Source organism: Paracandidimonas soli, from assembly GCF_004342005.1.
Taxonomy (GTDB): Bacteria; Pseudomonadota; Gammaproteobacteria; order Burkholderiales; family Burkholderiaceae_B; genus Paracandidimonas; species Paracandidimonas soli.
Genome location: NZ_SMBX01000001.1, coordinates 448,406 through 467,411, shown reverse-complemented (window position 1 = coordinate 467,411; position 19,006 = coordinate 448,406). Strand labels below are relative to the sequence as shown.

General features: G+C 62.1%; 15 protein-coding genes. 11 read left to right on the top strand and 4 right to left on the bottom strand.

Going from position 1 to position 19,006, the window contains the following annotated elements:
* Nucleotides 1–53: 53 nt before the first annotated feature.
* Genes EV686_RS02165 through fdnG form a run of 3 tightly spaced genes read right to left on the bottom strand, consistent with a single transcriptional unit; the run spans nt 54 to nt 4,806 of the window.
* Complete coding sequence (locus tag EV686_RS02165) at nt 54–743, bottom strand: formate dehydrogenase subunit gamma (protein ID WP_132472983.1); 690 nt, start codon at nt 741–743, stop codon at nt 54–56.
* A complete protein-coding gene (fdxH, locus tag EV686_RS02160) occupies nt 743–1,729 on the bottom strand; it encodes a formate dehydrogenase subunit beta (protein ID WP_132472981.1) in 987 nt (328 codons plus the stop codon). The genes EV686_RS02165 and fdxH overlap by 1 nt, the downstream gene beginning before the upstream one ends.
* Complete coding sequence (gene fdnG / locus EV686_RS02155) at nt 1,726–4,806, bottom strand: formate dehydrogenase-N subunit alpha (protein WP_165972464.1); 3,081 nt, start codon at nt 4,804–4,806, stop codon at nt 1,726–1,728. The genes fdxH and fdnG overlap by 4 nt, the downstream gene beginning before the upstream one ends.
* Before the next feature lie 424 nt (nt 4,807–5,230).
* Between fdnG and EV686_RS02145 the strand changes: the two genes are divergently transcribed.
* The 8 genes from EV686_RS02145 (at nt 5,231) to EV686_RS02110 (ending at nt 14,636) form a co-directional block, all read left to right on the top strand.
* Complete coding sequence (locus tag EV686_RS02145; protein ID WP_132472974.1) at nt 5,231–6,265, top strand: ABC transporter substrate-binding protein; 1,035 nt, start codon at nt 5,231–5,233, stop codon at nt 6,263–6,265.
* 78 nt (nt 6,266–6,343) lie between these two features.
* Nucleotides 6,344–7,429: an ABC transporter ATP-binding protein gene (locus EV686_RS02140; RefSeq protein ID WP_132472972.1), complete on the top strand. Its 1,086-nt coding sequence runs from the start codon at nt 6,344–6,346 to the stop codon at nt 7,427–7,429.
* A gap of 12 nt (nt 7,430–7,441) precedes the next feature.
* Nucleotides 7,442–9,127 (top strand): ABC transporter permease, encoded by a 1,686-nt coding sequence (locus EV686_RS02135; protein ID WP_132472970.1) that lies wholly within the window; start codon nt 7,442–7,444, stop codon nt 9,125–9,127.
* A 437-nt stretch (nt 9,128–9,564) separates the two neighbouring features.
* Nucleotides 9,565–10,134, top strand: a complete 570-nt coding sequence (locus EV686_RS02130) for an anthranilate synthase component II (protein ID WP_132472968.1) — start codon at nt 9,565–9,567, stop codon at nt 10,132–10,134.
* A 32-nt stretch (nt 10,135–10,166) separates the two neighbouring features.
* Complete coding sequence (gene trpD, locus EV686_RS02125) at nt 10,167–11,198, top strand: anthranilate phosphoribosyltransferase (RefSeq protein ID WP_132473646.1); 1,032 nt, start codon at nt 10,167–10,169, stop codon at nt 11,196–11,198.
* Nucleotides 11,199–11,213: 15 nt separating this feature from the next.
* Nucleotides 11,214–12,002, top strand: a complete 789-nt coding sequence (gene trpC, locus EV686_RS02120) for an indole-3-glycerol phosphate synthase TrpC (RefSeq protein ID WP_132472966.1) — start codon at nt 11,214–11,216, stop codon at nt 12,000–12,002.
* Nucleotides 12,003–12,029: 27 nt separating this feature from the next.
* Nucleotides 12,030–12,827: a uracil-DNA glycosylase gene (locus tag EV686_RS02115; protein ID WP_132472964.1), complete on the top strand. Its 798-nt coding sequence runs from the start codon at nt 12,030–12,032 to the stop codon at nt 12,825–12,827.
* Nucleotides 12,828–13,184: 357 nt separating this feature from the next.
* Nucleotides 13,185–14,636, top strand: a complete 1,452-nt coding sequence (locus EV686_RS02110; RefSeq protein WP_243650704.1) for a DEAD/DEAH box helicase — start codon at nt 13,185–13,187, stop codon at nt 14,634–14,636.
* A gap of 128 nt (nt 14,637–14,764) precedes the next feature.
* On the opposite strand, the gene EV686_RS02105 is transcribed toward EV686_RS02110, so the two are convergent.
* The gene (locus EV686_RS02105) at nt 14,765–15,781 is read right to left on the bottom strand and encodes a GlxA family transcriptional regulator (protein ID WP_132472962.1); all 1,017 of its coding nucleotides are present in this window, start codon (nt 15,779–15,781) and stop codon (nt 14,765–14,767) included.
* A gap of 174 nt (nt 15,782–15,955) precedes the next feature.
* Between EV686_RS02105 and EV686_RS02100 the strand changes: the two genes are divergently transcribed.
* The 3 genes from EV686_RS02100 (at nt 15,956) to EV686_RS02090 (ending at nt 19,002) form a co-directional block, all read left to right on the top strand.
* Complete coding sequence (locus EV686_RS02100) at nt 15,956–17,011, top strand: ABC transporter substrate-binding protein (protein ID WP_243650703.1); 1,056 nt, start codon at nt 15,956–15,958, stop codon at nt 17,009–17,011.
* 108 nt (nt 17,012–17,119) lie between these two features.
* Nucleotides 17,120–18,163, top strand: coding sequence for an ABC transporter ATP-binding protein (locus EV686_RS02095; RefSeq protein ID WP_132472960.1), 1,044 nt, complete (start codon nt 17,120–17,122; stop codon nt 18,161–18,163).
* Between the two features lie 2 nt (nt 18,164–18,165).
* Entirely contained in the window at nt 18,166–19,002 is an 837-nt protein-coding gene (locus EV686_RS02090) for an ABC transporter permease (protein ID WP_132472958.1), read from the top strand.
* Nucleotides 19,003–19,006 lie beyond the last annotated feature (4 nt).

The window sequence follows — 19,006 nt, the reverse complement described above, 5'->3', positions numbered from 1 at the left end:
TCTCTTTACGTTCAGGGCAGGTGCGCCGGGTTGCCCGGCGCACCTGAATACTACTATTTTGCCGAACCCTGGCTGCGACGTCCAGCCAGCTCGCGCAGCCACTTGCGGTGGTGGCGATACGCCCAGCCGCCCGTGACCGTGCCGCGGGTCATGGCCCGGATCGTGCCGCGCGTCCAGATGGCCGCATAAACGTGGATCACGAACACGAGCAGCATGGCAAGCGCCGCCAGCGCATGCAGCGCCAGGGCGATGCGCCGGGCGGGAATGGAAAAGAATCCGGCGAAGAACTCTTCCCACATGATGACGCCGGTGACGATCAGGATCAGGATCAGCCAGGTCATCGCCCAGAACATGATCTTCTGGCCCGCGTTGTACTTGCCGAGCTCGGGCAGTTTTTCCTCGTTCTGACGGATCACGTCGACGCTTTTGCTCATCCATTCGATATCCTCGCGGCGCACCACGTTCAAGCGCCACATCTGGATGAACATCAGCAGGAAGCTGACGAACAGCACGACCCCCAGGATGGGATGCAGCCAGCGCGCAATCTCCCCGCCGCCGAACAGGCTGGTCAGCCCGTACAGCGAAGGATGGAAGAATGCAAAACCGGACAGCATCAGCAGGATCGTGCAGATCGCCGTGAACCAGTGGTTGGCGCGCGTGAAGGCGCGATACCGGCTGATTTCCAAAGGCTTCGTGGAAACGATCTTGTCGCCCTTTGCGGAATAGACAGATTTGCTAGCCATCATGCCTCCTTGTCGCTGTCAGTGCGACCTGTCGCGTCGACCAGTGCGCGAGCCTCCTGCTCCTCGTGCTCCGTCACACGATTGGCGCGCGCGAAGATGCCATGCAGCACGGCCCCCGTGACCGCCAGGCCGGCGACGGCAAGGCCGGCGTCCTTGGCCCCGCCCTTCCAGCCTTCGACCACCGGCGAGATCTTGGGATCTTCCGGCAGATCGGCGTACAGAGAGGGCTTGTCCGCGTGATGCAGAACATACATCACGTGCGTGCCGCCCACGCCCTGCGGATCGTAGAGACCCGCATTCTCGTAGCCCCGGGACTTCAGGTCCTCGATGCGTTCCTCGGCGTGGGCGATCATGTCGTCCTTGGTGCCGAAGACGATGGCCTGCGTCGGACAGGCCTTGGCGCATGCGGGCCCCTGCCCCACAGCCACGCGATCCGAACAGAGCGTGCACTTCTTGCTCTTGTGCGTGGTCTTGGAGATGCGCGGAATATCGAATGGACAGCCGGCAACGCAGTAGCCGCAGCCGATGCAGTTTTCCTCGATGAAATCCACGATGCCGTTGGAGTACTTCACGATCGCCCCGGGCGCCGGACAAGCTTTGAGACAGCCCGGATCCTCGCAGTGCATGCAGCCGTCCTTGCGGATCAGCCACTCGAGGTCGTTCGTCGCGGGATTCACGTATTCGGTGAAACGCATGAGCGTGTACATCTCCGGCGTGAGGTCGTGGGGGTTCTCATAGACCCCCACGTTCTCCTCGATGTCGGGATGCGTGTCGTTCCACTCGATACAGGCCGTCTGGCAGGCCTTGCAGCCGATGCACTTGGACACATCGATCAGCTTGGCCACCTGCGTCAGCTGCCGCTCGGGCTTCGGAAGATTCGGCGTGGCCGAAGCGAGCACGACATCGCTGGGCAACAGGTTGGATGCCTGCGGCTGGACCGGCGGATTGGCTGCCGCCGTGGTGGGTTGGGGTGCGCGCTCGGTCATGCTGTGCCCTCCGAAGCAGGTTCAATATTGACGAGATAGGCCTTGAACTCCGGCGTATCGATATTGGCGTCGCCAACGAACGGCCCCAGCGTGTTCGGGCCGAAGCCCTTGCGCGCCGCGCCCTTGAAACCCCAGTGCAGCGGGATGCCGATGACATGCACTGTCTTGCCGTCGCAGACCAGCGGACGGATCCGCTTGGTCACCACCGCCTTCGCCCATACCTGGCCGCGCTTGCTCCAGACACGGACCCGGCTGCCCTTGATGATACCGCGTTCGGCCGCCAGTTCTTCGCTGATCTCGACGAAGAATTCGGGCTGGTTCACGGCATTCACGCGGTTGTGCTTGGTCCAGTAGTGGAAGTGCTCGGTCAGACGGTAGGAAGTCGCCACGAAGGGGAATTCCTTGCTGTCGCCCAGCTGCGCCACGTCGCCCTCGAATATGCGCGCTGCGGGATTGCCGCGCATCGACGGGTTCAGCGGGTTGGCGACCGGGCTCTCGAAAGGCTCCATGTGGGTCGGGAAGGGACCGTCGCGCATCAGCTTGCGGCTGAAGAAGCGGCTGGTGCCTTCGGGGTTCATGATGAACGGACCGACTTCACGCGGCTTGGCGGTCAGGGCAATATCCGGAACGTCCGCTCCCGTCCATTTCGAGCCATCCCAATGGACGATCGAGCGGGCAGGATCCCAAGGCTTGCCATCCAGGTCGCACGAAGCGCGGTTGTACAGTATCCGACGGTTCGCTGGCCAGGAGAAGGACCAGTTCTGGTAAACGCCCATGCCCGACGGATCGCTGTTGTCGCGACGCGCCATGTTGTTGCCGGCCTCGGTGAAGCAGCCGGTATAGATCCAGCAGGCGCTCGTGGTCGTACCGTCGTCCCTGAGCTGACCGAAACCGGACAGCAGCTTGCCCTTTTCCTGCAGCTTTTTGCTGGGGTCTGCCGGATCGTAGACCGTTTCGAGCGCGCGACCGTTCAGCTCCTGGGCAAGCTCGGCAGCCGTAGGCTCGTGAGCCTCTTTGTAGTCCCAGCTGAGATTCATGATGGGCTCGGGAGCCTTGCCGCCTTCTTTCTCGTAGAGCGCCTTCACCCTGAGATAGATATTGGCCATGATCCAGGTATCGGTCTGTGCCTCGCCCGGAGGGGTAACCCCCGCCCAGTGCCACTGCAGCCAGCGGCCCGAACTCACCGTAGCGCCTTCATCCTCGGCGAAACAGGTGGTCGGCAGTTCCAGGACTTCGGTCTTGATCGATGCGGTGTCCACATCGTTGTAGATGCCGTGGTTTTCCCAGAACGAGGCGGTTTCCGTCTGCAGCGGGTCCATGACCACGAGCATCTTCAGCTTGGAGAAGGCCTCGGTCAGCTTGCCCCGGTTCGGGAAGGCCAGGATCGGATTGAACCCCTGACAGAAATAGAGATTCACCTCGCCCTTGGACATCATGTCGAACATGCGCAGGCCGTCGTACTCCCGGATATCGAGCTTGGGCAGCCAGTCGTAGCCCCAGCCGTTCGTTGCCGTGGCCTTGTCGCCCCAGAGCGTCTTGAGGAAGCTGACGAAGAACTTGCGGTAGTTCTGCCAGTAGCTCATCTGGTTGGGACGCAGGGGCTTGTTGGCGCGCGTCGACATGTAGGTCTCGAAGTCGGGTTCCGAATCCTTCGGCATCGCCAGATAGCCGGGGATCAGGTTGGACATCAGGCCCACGTCGGTCAGACCCTGGATGTTGGAGTGGCCGCGCAGCGCGTTCATGCCGCCGCCCGGCACGCCGATATTGCCCAGCAGAAGCTGCAGCATGGCCATGCCGCGGATGTTCTGCGAACCCTTGGAATGCTGCGTCCAGCCGAGCGCGTACATCGAGGTCATGGTCTTCGTCGGCGACGAGCATTCCCCGATCATTTCGCAGATTTTCAGGAAACGGTCTTTCGGCGTGCCGCAGACATTTTCCACGAACTCCGGCGTATAGATCTCGACGTGCTTTTTCAGCAGTTGCCAGACGGTGCGCGGGTTCTGCAGCGTTTCGTCGGTAAGCACATAGCCGTCCTCGCCAATCTGGTATTCCCAACTGGTCTGGTCGTACTCGCGCTTTGCCTCGTCGTAGCCGGTGAACATGCCGTCCTGCCAGCCGAAGTCCTCGCGCACGAGATAGGACACGTTGGTGTAGTTGCGGACGTAATCCCACTGCACCTTGTCATTCTCGATACACCAGCGGATCACGCCCATCAGGAAGGCGATGTCCGAGCCGGGACGGATCGGGGCATAGTAATCCGCCACGCTTGCCGAACGGTTGAAGCGCGGATCCACTACGATCAGCTTTGCACCACGATGATGCTTGGCCTCTGTCACCCATTTGAAGCCGCACGGGTGCGCTTCAGCGGCGTTGCCGCCCATGATGACAACGAGGTCGGTATTCTTGATGTCGGTCCAGGAGTTCGTCATCGCTCCACGGCCAAATGTCGGGCCCAAACTGGACACCGTGGGGCCGTGTCAGACGCGCGCCTGGTTATCGAATCCGACTATACCCAGCGAACGAACGACTTTCCATGTCGCCCAGGCCGTTTCGTTGGTGGTGGCCGAAGCGGCGAGAAAGCCGGCGGTCGTCCAACGATTGACGGTAAGGCCCGCGGCGTTCTTCTCGATGAGATTGGCGTCGCGGTCGTCCTTGATGGCGCGAGCGATCTTGTCGAGCGCTTCGTCCCAGGAGATTTCCTGGAACTTGTCGCTGCCAGGGGCGCGGTACCGAGGCTTGGTCAGGCGGGTTTCAGCCTTGACATAGTCCTTCAGCGCCGAGCCCTTGGGACAGAGCGTGCCACGATTGACGGGGTGATCGGCGTCGCCCTCGATGTGGATCAACTCGGCCTTCTCACCAGCAGCGAGGTCGCCCTTGGAATACATGATGATTCCGCAGGCGACCGAACAGTATGTACAGATGTTGCGGGTTTCGGTCGTAGCCGCCAGCTTGAAGGCGCGCACATGCGCCGCCTCTGCCGCTTCCGCCGCGCCGAAGCCCATGGCTCCGAGCGACGTGGCCGCCATCCCCGCCCCCGCCAGCTTCAAGAAGCCGCGACGCGTAAGATTTGCGCTCATTGGATTTAATCTCCTGTGGCGATAGTGATAAATGATGACAACATCCCTATCTTGTACAAATGAATTATAGCCCTGGCGCAGCAGGGGACAATTGCTGGTTAACCCTCTACGTTCCTCAATATATGCACGTCATATAGCAACTTTTGGCCACTTTTATTCATCATATGCATTTTTATGCATACACTAATAAGACTCATACTCAACCACCCTCATCATCCCTCGTAAATCCTCAAAAACAATCAAAGCAAACTGCATGATCGGACATGCACCGCGGACGCGGCTCTGGCCGCCTCGCAAGGGCTTATTCTTGTTGCGCAAGCGGGTAACGAGCGATTACCATCCGAGGGCGGCGGTTCCATATGCAAGCGCAACCGCCTTTCACTGAATAAAACAAAGCTTTCAAAATCAAAGGAGCGAGAAAGCCATGGATCATTTCGACCGCCGCAACTTTCTGAAACTGGCCGGCGCCGCAGGCATGACGAGCCTGGCCGGCGGTCTGCCGCTGGCCCGCGCCGCGGAAAGCGCACTGCTGGAAAAGGCGAAAGCGCAAGGACAAGCAGTGTTCTACGCCAACATCACGGCCGTCGAGCCCATCATGAAGGCCCTCGAAGAGGCCACGGGCGTCAAAGGCCAGTACACCCGCATTTCCAGCTCCAAGTTCATCCCCACCATCCTGACTGAATTCAACGCCGGCAAGCTGCTCGCGGACGTCGTGCAGGCGCCGCTGCCCATGCTGCAGATGCTCAAGGAACAGGGCGTGCTGGCGCCCTACCGCTCCCCCTCGCTCGAAGGCTACCCCGCCTGGGCCGTCGAGGACGACAGCATCATCCAGTTCGGCGTAGAGTATGTCTCGTATCTGTACAACACCGATCACGTCAAGCCCGCGGACGCCCCCGCGCGCTACGAAGACCTCGCCGACCCCAAGTGGAAGGACAAGATCGTCATGGCGAACCCGTCGAACCACCCCTCGACGATAGGCTGGCTGGTGGGACTCAAGGAAAAAGTATTCAAGAGCGAAGACGACTGGATGCAGTTCCTGAAAGGCCTGGCGGCCAACAAGCCCATGTTCGTGGCTTCCTTCGGCCCCACGCCGGCGCCGATCGAAAGCGGCGAAAAGCTGGTCGCCATCTCGATGCCCAAGTACATCGTCACCAAGGCGCCCGCGCCGCTGGCCTGGGGCCCGCGCTCGGGCCAGCCGCTGCTGGGCTCGCCGCGCGCCATCGCCCTGACGTCCAAGGCGCCGCACCCCGAAGCCGCCAAAGTGTTCCTGGACTACTGGCTGGGCAAGGACGCCATGGGCATTCTTGCCAACAAGGTCGGCGAATACACGCTGGCGCCCGGCGTGAAATCGCCCGTCGAGGGCATGGACAGCGCCGACGTGCAGCCCGTACGCGACCTGAACGACGAAGAGCTTGTAAAATGGGGCCGCGAATTCAGCAAGATCTTTGCCGTCAGGTAAATATCCGCACCCATCCAACATACCAGCATGCGAGGCGCCCAGGCGCCTCGCATGCCTCAATGAGGTCGTAAAAGAACAATGGAAATCGAGATCGAGGGTCTCTGCAAGAACTATGTCTCCGATGGGAAATCCTTCAGGGCACTGGACAATATCAACCTGACGATACCCGCCAACCAGTTCTTTACGCTGCTCGGCCCCAGCGGCTGCGGCAAGACGACATTGCTGCGCTGCATTGTGGGGCTCGAAACCCCCGATGAAGGCGAAATCCGCATCGGCGGCGAAGTCGTCTGGTCGAAAGCGAAGGGCATCGCCGTGCCGCCCGAAAAACGGGGGCTGGGCATGGTTTTCCAGACATATGCCATCTGGCCGCACATGACGGTGTTCGACAACATCGCATATCCGCTGCAGGTGCGCGGCGAACGCAAGGACGTCATCCGCGAGAAAGTGGCGCGCACGCTCAAGTTCGTGCAACTGGAAGGCGTGGAGCATCGCTCCGCCACCAAGCTCTCCGGCGGCCAGCAGCAGCGCGTGGCTCTGGCGCGCGCGCTGGTGGCAGAACCCAAGGTCATCCTCTTCGACGAACCCCTGAGCAATCTCGACGCCAAGCTGCGCGAAGAAACCCGCAAAGAGCTGCGCCAGTTCCTGAACGAGCTCAACATCACCGCGATTTACGTTACCCACGACCGCGTCGAAGCCCTGGCGCTGTCGGACTCGATCGCCGTGATGCGCTCCGGACACATCATCGAAATCGGCTCGCCGCAGAAAATCTATTTCAATGCGGATCACCGCTTCGTCGCGGACTTCATCGGCCGCGCCAACCAGATCTCGGCAAAAATCGCCAGGCAGGAAAACGGCCTGACCGTCGTCGACTGCGGCCTGGGCTCCATACAGTGCCAGTCGCGCGACCTGGAGCCTGGCGCCGAGGCGACCTTGTGCATACGTCCCGAGTTCGTCCGGGTCACCAGCCATGCTCCCGAGGCCGGGCAGAATATCTTCCGGGGCACCATCGCTTCGCTCGAGTTCGTCGGCGAAGTCTACGAGGCCGAAATCCTCACCGGACGCGAGCGCCTGCTTGCGCGCATCGATCCCGATGTGCAGGTCACCGAAGGCGATACGGTCAGCATCAGCCTCGACCCGGCACACTGCCTGCTGCTGTCGGCATAAAGGGCGCACACCATGAATCAGACGCGCGCCCCGCTTACCTGGTCGCTTATCGCCATCGTCGGCTTCCTGACGCTTTGTCCTGTGCTGATGCTGCTCCTGGGCAGCTTTTCGCAGGGGCTGACCGCTTTCGGCAGCTTCACCACGGCCAAGTACGTAGCGGCCTATACCGATCCGTTCCTGTGGGACGTCACGGTCAACACCATCGTCTTCGTGATCGGCTCGTCGGTGTTCTCCACACTGCTGGCGCTGTTCCTGGCCTACCTGAACACGCGCACGAACATGCCCATGAAAGGCGCGTTCGCCGTGCTGGCCATCGTTCCGATGATGATCCCCCACCTGCTGTTCTCGGTCAGTTGGGCCTTGCTGCTCAACCCCTCCAACGGCTTGCTGAACATGATCCTGCAGGGCGCGTTCGGGCTGGAAGAGGCGCCGCTGAATATCTACTCACTGTGGGGCATGATACTGGTGGAAGGGCTGCTGAACATGCCCATCGCCTACCTGATCATCGCGCCCGCCATGGCATCGTTCGACGTATCGCTCGAAGAATCGTCACGCGTCTCGGGCGCCAGCGTCTGGCGCACGCTTGTGCGCGTCACGCTGCCAGTGCTGCGGCCCGCCATCCTGGCCGCCTTCATCCTGGCCATCGTGCGCAGCCTGGCGTCCTATGCCGTGCCGCGCGTGCTGGGCACGCCCGGCCGAGTCGACGTGCTGGCGACCTACCTGTTCGAGATGATCTCCACCGGCTTCGCGCCCGACTACGGCAAAGCCGCCGCGCTGGGCATGAGCGTGCTGTCGGCCTCGATCGGCCTGATCGTGCTCTATCGCTACCTCACCGCCGAAAGCGGCAAGTACGTCACCATCTCCAGCCGCGGCTTCAAGCCCACCATGATCGAGCTGAAACGCTCCAAGACGCCGCTGTTCATCATCGTTGCCCTGCTGTGCCTGCTGATGATCGTGCTGCCTGTGGCGGTACTGCTGTACACCTCGATGATTCCGTACTCCATGGTGCCCAGCGCCAGGGCGTTCGCCCTGATGAGCTGGCAGAACTGGATCGACGTGCTGCAGGATCCGCTATCGCTGCTGGCCCTGAAGAACAGCCTGTTCCTGGCCGTGGTGGGCGCGACGCTGGGCGTGCTGCTGTCGCTGTTCATCGCCTATGTCGTCGTCAAGCTGCGCACCCGCGCCGCCGGCCTGCTCGACTCGCTGACGTTCCTGTCGTTCTCCTTCCCGGGCATCGTCATCGGCATCGGCTTCATGTGGTTCTTCGTGCAGACTCCGCTGTATGCCACGCTGACGGCGCTGCTGCTGGCCTATATCGCCGCCTACCTGCCCTATGGCGTGCGCCCGCTGTCCAGCGCGTTCGTGCAGGTGCACGCCCACCTGGAGGAGTCCTCCCAGGTTTGCGGAGCCAGTTCGCTGACCACCATGCGGCGCATCATCGTGCCGCTGCTGATCCCCGGCGTGGTGTCGGCCTGGATATTGATGGCGACGATGTTCATACGCGAACTCACCGTCTCGGTGGTGCTTTCGCGTCCGGGAACCGAAGTGCTGGCGGTGCAGATTCTCAGCTATGCCGAAGACGGCCTGTGGGGCAAGCTGTCCGCGCTCGGCATCATCATGATCCTGATCTCCACGGCGCTGGTGCTGCTGGCGCAGTACACCGGCAAGTACTTCAAGAGCCGCCAGGGGCTTGCATAAGGGCGGCGATGCCAGTAAATCCTCCGGCTGCATGGCGCCATGCAGCCGGATTACATGCTAGAATTCTTCGCCAGACGGGGCATTTTCGGCTCCCCGAATCCAAGGATTTTTGGTCTGTCATGACCCGTACCGCTTCGACCAGCATTGCTCAGTGGTGGCGCTTCCAATAGGAAGCGGCACGTCGTTGCGGCCATACACCGCACCTTGCCGCCGTAACGGCCAGCAAGGTTCAGCGCTCTCCGGCACGGCGGCTCCAAGACCCAGGAGACGCAGATTGCTTTCAGAACCCCCTTCCACAGATACCGTCCGCGCGCCTCGGCCGTGCGGCATCGGGCTGCGCATGCCCCCGGCTCCTCTGAAATCCGGTACAAATATGCATGGCGATGCGCACGCTGAAGCCAGCATGGCCAAAAACATCAATAAATCAGGTGGTTGCAATGAATAAGCTGCTAATGTTGGACAATTATGACTCCTTTACCTACAACATCGTCCAGTATTTCGGCGAGCTTGGCGAAGACGTGCTGGTGCACCGCAACGACCAGATCACAGTCCAGGAAATCGAGGCGCTGAACCCCGACCGCATATGCGTATCGCCCGGCCCCTGCTCCCCGGCCGAAGCCGGCATTTCCGTGGAGCTGATCCGGCACTTCGCCGGCAAGAAGCCCATCCTGGGCGTCTGCCTGGGCCATCAGGCCATTGCCGCGGCATTCGGCGGCGATATCATCCGCGCCAAGGAAGTCATGCACGGCAAGACTTCCGCCGTCACCCACCGGGGCACCGACGTCTTCAGGAACATCCCCTCGCCGTACACCGTCACGCGCTACCATTCCCTGGCCGTCAAGCGCGAGACCCTGCCCGCCGAGCTGGAAGTCACCGCCGAGACCGACGACGGCGAGATCATGGGCCTGCGTCATAAAACCCTGCCCATTTATGGCGTACAGTTCCATCCGGAATCCATCCTGACGGAGCACGGCCACACGCTGCTGCGCAACTTCCTGGAACTTTGAGGCGCGGCCCCGGACAGACAACCATGCAAACAATGAAAATCACCCCTACCGAAGCTCTGGCTCGCTGCATCGAGCATCGAGAAATCTTCCACGACGAAATGCTCGACCTGATGCGCATGCTGATGCGCGGCGAGCTATCCCCGCAGATTGCCGCAGCCTTGCTGATGGGCCTGCGCGTCAAAAAGGAAACCGTCGGTGAAATCACCGCAGCGGCGCAGGTCATGCGCGAATTCGCGCTGCCGGTGCCCACGCCCGATCCCGAAAACCTGCTGGACATGTGCGGCACGGGCGGCGACGGCTCCCATACTTTCAATATTTCCACCGCCGCCATGTTCGTGGCCGCCGCGGCGGGCGTCAAGATAGCCAAGCACGGCAACCGCAGCGCTTCTTCCTCGTCCGGCAGCGCGGATGTGCTTGAGGCCCTGGGCGCCAACGTCATGCTCTCCCCCGAGCAGGTCGCCGAGTCCATTGCCACCCAGGGGATCGGCTTCATGTTCGCGCCGTCGCACCACGGCGCCATGAAGAACGTCGCCGCCATCCGCAAGGAACTGGGCGTGCGCACGATCTTCAATATCCTGGGCCCCCTGACCAACCCCGCCAGCGCCGCCAATCAGCTCATGGGCGTGTTCCACCCCGACCTGGTCGGCATCCTGGTGCGCGTTCTGCAGCGCCTGGGCTCGCGCCACGTGCTGCTGGTGCATGGCAAGGACGGCATGGACGAAGCCTCGCTGGGCGCTTCCACCATGGTGGGCGAACTGGTGGACGGCGAAATCCGCGAATATGAAATCCACCCCGAGGATTTCGGCATGTCCATGGTGTCGAATCGCTCGATCAAGGTCTCCAACCGCGACGAATCCGCCGCCATGGTGCGCGAGGCGCTGGACAACATCCCCGGCCCGGCGCGCGATATCGTCGGATTCAATGCAGGGCTGGCCATCTATGCCGGCAACCGCGCCAGCTCCATCGCCGACGGCCTGAAGCAGGCATTCGACACCATCGCCAGCGGCGCGGCGCGCGCCAAGCTGGAGGCCTTCTGCACTTACACGAAGACACTGTCCTCCTGAACACGAGCTTTAGCCATGAACGATATTCTTGCAAAAATCCTGGAAACCAAGAAGGCCGAGGTCGCCACCGCCAGACAGATGCGCAGCGAAGCCGATGTGCTGCGCGAAGCCCAAAGCCGCAAGGATGTGCGCGGCTTCGCGAGCGCCATCGAAGACAAGATCAGCCAGGGAAAACCAGCCGTCATCGCCGAGATCAAGAAGGCGTCCCCGTCCAAGGGCGTCATCCGCGAAAACTTCAACCCGACGGCCATCGCCGCCTCCTATGCCGCGCACGGCGCGGCATGCCTGTCTGTGCTGACCGACGTGCAGTTCTTCCAGGGCTCCTACGATGCATTGCGCCAGGCGCGCGCCACTTGCACGCTGCCGGTGCTGCGCAAGGACTTCATGATCGACTGCTACCAGATCGCGCATGCCCGCGCCCTGGGCGCGGACTGCATCCTGCTGATCGTGGCCGCGCTCGGCAAGCAGCAGTTGCTGGAATTCGAAAGCACAGCCATGGAGCTCGGCATGGACGTCCTGGTCGAAGTCCATGACCGCGACGAACTGGAAACCGCCCTGCAGCTGAAGACGCCGCTGCTCGGCATCAACAACCGCAACCTGCGCACTTTCGAAACCACGCTCGACACCACGATCGGCCTGCTGGCCGACATCCCCGAAGGCAAGCGCGTCATCACGGAAAGCGGCATCTTTACCCGCGAAGACGTCGAACGCATGCGCAGCCATAATGTGCATGCCTTCCTGGTCGGCGAAACCTTCATGCGGGCCGAGGAGCCGGGAGTCGCGCTGCGCGAACTGTTCTTCTGATCCACCTTCAAGCACGACGCCACCGATATGACCGAACCAGCCGCCACGCCTGAGATCCTGAACGCATTCCAGGGCGACCTGTTCGCCCACCTGCAAGCCCTGTCGCCATCCTGGCAGCAGGCCCTGGCCGATGAGCGTTCCCAGGCCACGCTGCAAGAGCTGGATCAGTTCCTGGCGTCCCGGCTGGCCGAAGGCGCCACCATTTTCCCCAAGCGGCCGTTCCGCGCCCTGCTGGAAATCAGCCCCGAAGACGTGCAGGTCGTCCTCCTGGGCCAGGATCCCTACCACGGCCCGAACCAGGCTCAGGGCCTGGCGTTCTCGGTGCCCGACGACTGCCAGACGCCTCCCAGCCTGCGCAATATGTTCGCGGAGCTTTCGCGCGAATACCCCGACACCTTTGTGCGCCAGCGCAACAGCCTGATCCGCTGGGCGAAGCGCGGCGTGCTGCTGCTGAACACCTCGCTGACGGTGGAGGCCCACAAGCCGGCCTCTCACGCCAAGCGCGGCTGGGAAGCCATCACCGACGCCATCCTGGCCAAAGTGCTGCAGGCGCCCCGCCCCAAGGTATTCCTGCTGTGGGGGTCCCATGCGCAGTCCAAGGAAGCCCTGCTGAAGCTGAACCCTCCAGCAGGTCCCGTGCTGGTGCTGAAGGCCAACCACCCATCTCCGCTCTCTGCCATGCGCCCCCCGCGCCCCTTCATGGGCTGCGGCCATTTCCTTGCCGCCAATCAATGGCTGCAGGAACGCGGCGAAACCGGCATCGACTGGCTGGCCAACCTGACGCCCGCGCAACAGCACGCGCTGGAGCAGCAGTCGGGGAGCTGAGCGCCCGCGCTTCCGGCCTTCTTTTCACCAGCGGCGCGGCCTTATGTCGCACAGCAACAACAGTACGATTCGGGAAAACCCCGATTACGCGCTATAATTCGCGCACTGCATTTTATGTGGCGGCATTTTCATACAGCCCAGCGCTGTGTCATAGCAGTTGACTGACCCTTCAGCACCCATGCCGCGCACCATCGCTTCCTGACCTCCTGGCTCTGTCCGCAACGCTCCCTCTCATGGGTTTCGCGTTCGCTTCGGGTTGATTCGGTCGGCACGATGCTCCAATCAACCTGCGCTTCCGGCCATCTCTATTCCCGTGCCCGCGCTTTGTGCATGCCGCTATTGCGGCAAAGGATCTGCATGTCTTTCGAAAACCTGGGGCTTGCCCCTTCCCTGCTGTCGGCCATTCAAAAAACCGGCTTCACCGAACCCACCTCCGTACAGGCCGCCGCCATCCCCCGGGCGCTGGCAGGCCATGACCTGATGGTGTCTTCGCAAACCGGCAGCGGCAAGACCGCCGCCTTCATGCTGCCCGCGCTGCATCGCATCGCCCAGCAGCCCTCCATGAACAAAGGCTCCGGCGTCCAGGTGCTGGTGCTGACCCCCACCCGCGAACTGGCCATGCAAGTCGCCGACGCCACGCGCGCCTATGGCGCCGACCTGGCCGGCCTGCGCACGGCAGTCGTCGTCGGCGGCATGCCCTACGGCGCGCAACTGAAGGCGCTGTCGCGCCGCGTGGACGTACTGGTCGCAACTCCCGGCCGCCTGATCGATCACCTGCAGGCCAAGCGCGTGAACCTGTCCAGCCTGCATACGCTGGTGCTGGACGAAGCCGACCGCATGCTGGACATGGGCTTCATCGAAGATATCGAAACCATCGTCGCCCGCACCCCCGCCTCGCGCCAGACCCTGCTGTTCTCGGCGACGCTGGACGGTACGGTCGCACGCCTGGCGGCCGACATGCTGCGCGAACCGCAGCGCATCGAAATCACCTCCCACAAGCAGAAGCACACCAACATCACGCAGAACCTGCTGTACGCGGACGACAACAGCCACAAGATGCGCCTGCTGGATCACGTGCTGCGCGACGCTTCCGTGGACCAGGCCATCGTCTTTACCGCCACCAAGCGCGGCGCGGACGACCTGGCCGACCGCCTGAACGACCAGGGCTTCGCCGCCGCCGCCCTGCACGGCGACATGAACCAGCGCCAGCGCACGCGCACGCTGGGCCTGCTGCAACGCGGCAGCCTGCGCATCCTGGTGGCGACCGACGTCGCCGCGCGCGGCATCGACGTCCAGACCATCAGCCACGCCGTGAACTACGACCTGCCCATGCAGGCCGAAGACTACGTGCACCGCATCGGCCGCACCGGCCGCGCCGGACGCCACGGCCAGGCCTACACGCTTGCCGTGCATGCCGAACGCCACAAGGTGCGCCGCATCGAGCAGTTCATCGGCCAGCCGATTCCGGCCTCCGAAATCGAAGGGCTGGAGCCGCGCAAGCAAGCCCGCCCCTCGGCTCCCTCGGGCAAGAAGCGCTTCAACAGCAACCGTCCCCGCCCTGCCGAAGGCGGCTTTGCACGCAAGCGTCAGGAAGGCTATGCGCCTGCGCGCGATGAAGCGGATACACGTCCTGCTCCTCGTTTCAGCCCGCGGCCCGACGGTGCTCCGCGCAGCGCCGCTGGTCATCCTCGCCAGGATGGCCGTCCCGCCAAGCGCGGCGCACCGCGTCCGAGCACCCGCCCTGAAGGCAGGACCGAGCAGCGCCGTGGCAAGCCCTCCAGTCGCAGCTTCGAGGCCCGCGCGCGCTAAACACCACATTAAGCGTCGGATTCCCGCAGGCTCTGCCCCATACCCCAAAGACTGGACTTCGATCCAGGCTTTGGGGTGTTTTTATTGTGGACGAGAAACCGGAAACAATGCTGGTGCTTCGACCTGTCTCAGGCGACTTCGCGCATGCTGCGCGGCGTCTGGCCAAAATGCTGTCGGAACGCCTTGCTGAAGTGAGCACTGTCGGCAAAGCCGCAACTAAGCGCAATGTCGGTAATACTGTTGCGCGTATTGGTGAGCTGCCATTTGCCATACTGCAGGCGCATCGCCCGGTGCAGCGCCGCAGGCGTCATGCCAAGCGATGTCTTGAAAACTCGCTCGAGCTGACGGGCGCTCATGCCGACATGCTCCGCAATGCTGGCGACGGCCGGCAGATCGTCGATGCGTTGCTCAATATAATGAATGGCCTTGTGCACCCTCGGATCCTTGACATTCTCAAGGTCCACGTAGAAATGCGCCTGGGGAAGACGCGCAGGGCGGATGCTGTGCAGCATCATATGCCGCAATGCTTGCTGCGCTTTTTCCCTGCCCAGGTGCCGCGTCAGTAGGTAAAGTGCAAGATCAATGGCTGCGGTCGAACCCGCGCAGGTGATCAGCCTCCCCGCATCGATGAAGAGATGATCCACATTGCACCGAATGCCAGGGAACTGCTGCTTGAACTCGTCGATGACATTCCAGTGCACGCAGACCGGATGCGCATCGGCCAGGCCCGCCTGCGCCAAGGCGAAAGTGCCGGTGCACAACCCCAGAAGCACAATATCGCGCGCATAGGCCTGGCGCAGCCAATTCGACAGTTTTTCCGGCGGATTGCGATTGGTGTAGCTGTTGCCGCCGCAAATTGCAATGTAGTCGAAGTTATCGATGTCCTGCAGGTCTGTCAGTTCAGTATGCAGCGTGCCTGCGCTTGAGCGCCTGGGAGCCCCGTCCACGCTCATGACGCTCCACTGGATCAGGATCTGTCGGCTATTGCCGCCATAGTCCGAAGCCAGGCGCAGCACGTCCAGGAAACCGGCAAAGGCAGTCATTGTGAATTGATGCAGCAGCACGATGCCGAACCGCAACGGCAAGGGACGCCCGGTCATATCCAACGCGGCGGCAGGAGCATGATCGTGATTGATCGGCAGCATATCGGCATCTGTTCCTGGCTCAGGGCTATGTCGTAATAATACATTTTTTTGTCGTTATCCTACAATTTACAGACAAATAATGCCGTCAAGATATGTATGTCCATGGATATTGCCGCACATGCCCCGGACACTCCTCTGCTCACGCAGGACTCATTAGAAAAACATGGAGACGACATGATGAAGACAGGATTGCAGACACGGCTCACCGCCGCCCTGGTATTGGCCGCTGCGAGCGCCGCCGCATCCTCAATGGCGCAAGCCAGCGAGGTTCGTGTGGCCTGGTATGGCGGGAACTGGGGCGAAGCCTTCAAGACCTGCATCGCAGATCCGTTCACAGCGCGTACCGGCATCAGGGTGATTCCCGAAATCGGCACATCGAACACGACCCTGGCCAAGCTGCGCCAGCAGCAGGCCCGCCCCACCATCGATGTGGCTTTTCTGGACGGCGGCATCAGTGAGATAGCCCAGGCTGACGGCTTGCTTGCCGAACTCGACCCGGCAGCTGTGACCAACATGGCGCTGTTGCATCCCGAGGCCATCTATCGCGACGGTCGGCAGCAGGCCTTTGCAGTGGGAGCAGGCTATTACTCACTGGGGTTGACGTACAACACCAGCGAGATCACCAAGGCGCCTGAAAGCTGGGAAGCCTTATGGGATCCTGCCTATGCTGGCGCCGTCATCGTACCGTCTCCGGCGAACTCGGCCGGCGTTCCTTTCGTAGTGTTTCTGGCCAGTATCAGTCAAACACCGCTGACGGATCTCAGCCCCGTCTACCAAAAACTGCGCCGCCTGGACGTGACCACCTATTTTGACAGCTCGGGCGCCGCCAGCAACGCCTTCCAGTCGGGCGAGGCCGTGATCGGAGCGCACTTCAACGTGGGCGCCTGGGACCTAGCGGACAAGGGGCTGCCGATAGGCTTCACAGTCCCCAAGGAAGGGGTCTGGGCAACCGACGCGCGACTGCATCTGGTCAAGGATGCGCCCCAATCGGAGAATGGCAAACAATTCATCAACCAGGCGTTGACTCCCGAAGCTGCAAGCTGCCTGGCGGAGCGTCTGTATCTGGGGCCGGCCGTCAAGGATGCAGTAGTGCCCGAAGCGGTGGCGGCCAAGATGCCCTGGGGGCCAACCGGCAGCATCGCCAATCTGAACCTGCTGGACTGGACCGAGGTCAATTCGCTGCGCGCTTCGATCACGGATGCCTGGAACCGCGAGGTGGCCCGCCAGTAATGCGGGGCGGCTGCGGCATAGCCCGATGCACGCTCGCAGTCTGACGATGAATCTGGGCCGTCACGCCGGCATGGCGCTGACCGCCCGCAACCAGAACATGGATTTTTCATGGCAGCTTTGCTAACCGTCGATCATCTCAGCAAGTCCTACAACAAGAAAGTGCAGGTTCTTAGCGATGTCAGCCTGTCGGTCGACCAGGGTGAGTTCATTGCCCTGCTCGGGCCCAGCGGCTGCGGCAAGACCACACTATTGGCGACCCTGGCGGGCTTCATCGCGCCGGACCAGGGACGCCTGCTGATCGAAGGGCAGGACATCACAGCGCTGCCGCCGCATCGCCGGCCCCTGAACACCGTATTCCAGAACTATGCGCTGTTTCCTCACATGACGGTATTGGCGAATGTGTCGTATGGCCCGTTGCGCGCGGGGTCCAGGCGTTCCGAAGCGCGTGAGCGCGCCCTGCGGGCGCTGGAGATGGTGGGCCTGGAGTCCTTGGCCGAACGCTATCCCGCCGATATGTCTGGCGGCCAGCGCCAGCGCGTGGCCCTGGCGCGCGCCATCGTCAACCGACCAAAACTGCTGCTGCTGGACGAACCTCTGTCGGCCCTGGACATGAAGCTGCGCAAACACATGCAGCGCGAGCTCAAGGCGCTGCAGGAAAAACTGGGCATCTCTTTTATCTTCGTGACGCACGACCAGGAAGAAGCCATGGCCATGGCGGACCGCATCGTGGTCATGAACCAGGGCCGCATCGAGCAGATCGGCACTGGGGACGAAATTTATCAGCGCCCCGCCAGCCGCTTCGTCGCCAACTTCATCGGAGACGCCAACCTGCTGGCCTGCGAAGCCGTGCAAGGCGAACTGCGCCTGGCCTGCTGCGGCACTGCCCTCAAGCCCCTGCATGCCGGGGACTCAACCTCGGTGATGGCGATGCTCCGCCCCGAGGACATCGGGCTGTCGCGACAACCCGGCACGGGCCATCCTGCCCAGGTGGAGAGTATCGTCAATATCGGCAGCTACACCACGTATTACCTCTCGTTGAACGACACCCCCATCGAAGTACGACGCATCGGCGCCAATGATCTGGGTTTGTTGAAGGGAGATACGGCCCATCTGGACTTCCCTGTGCAGAAAGTCCATTTCGTCGAGGCCTGAGCATGCGATCGGATCTGCACAAAGCGATGCTGCTGCTGGCGCTGCCATGCCTGATCTTCCTGGCGTTTTTCCTGGTGCCGCTGGGTGTCGTGCTGCTGTCGAGCCTGATGGCGGAGGGCTGGCAAGGCGCAAGCCTTCAGCACTATGCCCGCATCCTGCTGGATCAGTATCACTGGGATGTGATCCTGGTGACGTTCAGGATTGCATTATTCACTACCTTGATCTGCCTGCTGCTGGGCTATCCCCTGGCCTGGTTCCTGGTGCGTGTCCTGCGTTCCAGCCTGTGGCGCCGGATCTTCGTGATCGCCCTGGTCGTGCCTTTGTTCACCAGCAATATCGTGCGCTCGTTCGGATGGATGATCATGCTGGGCCGGAACGGCCAGGTCAACGATACCTTGCGCGCCCTGGGACTGATTGACACGCCGATACGCTTCATCGGAACCGAGACGGGCATCCTGATCGGCATGGTCTATATCCTGCTCCCTTTCGTGGTGCTGGCGGTTGGCACATCCCTGTCACAGATGAACCGAGGGCTCGAATACGCTTCGTCCGACCTGGGCGCGAGTCCGTTCAGGACTTTCCTGCACGTCACGCTGCCTTTGTCGCTGCCGGGCCTGGCATCGGGCGCGATCATGGTGTTCGCTCTTGCGGTCAGCGCCTATGTAACTCCAGCCTTGTTGTCCGGCGGGCGCGTGACAGTGCTGTCCATGCTGATCTACCAACAATACAGCACAGTCTTCAACTTCAATTACGGCGGCGCGCTGAGCATCGTCTTGCTGGTATTGACACTGGCGCTGGTCGCCCTTGCCAATCGGGCCGGCCATGTCCGGGGAGGCTGATCAT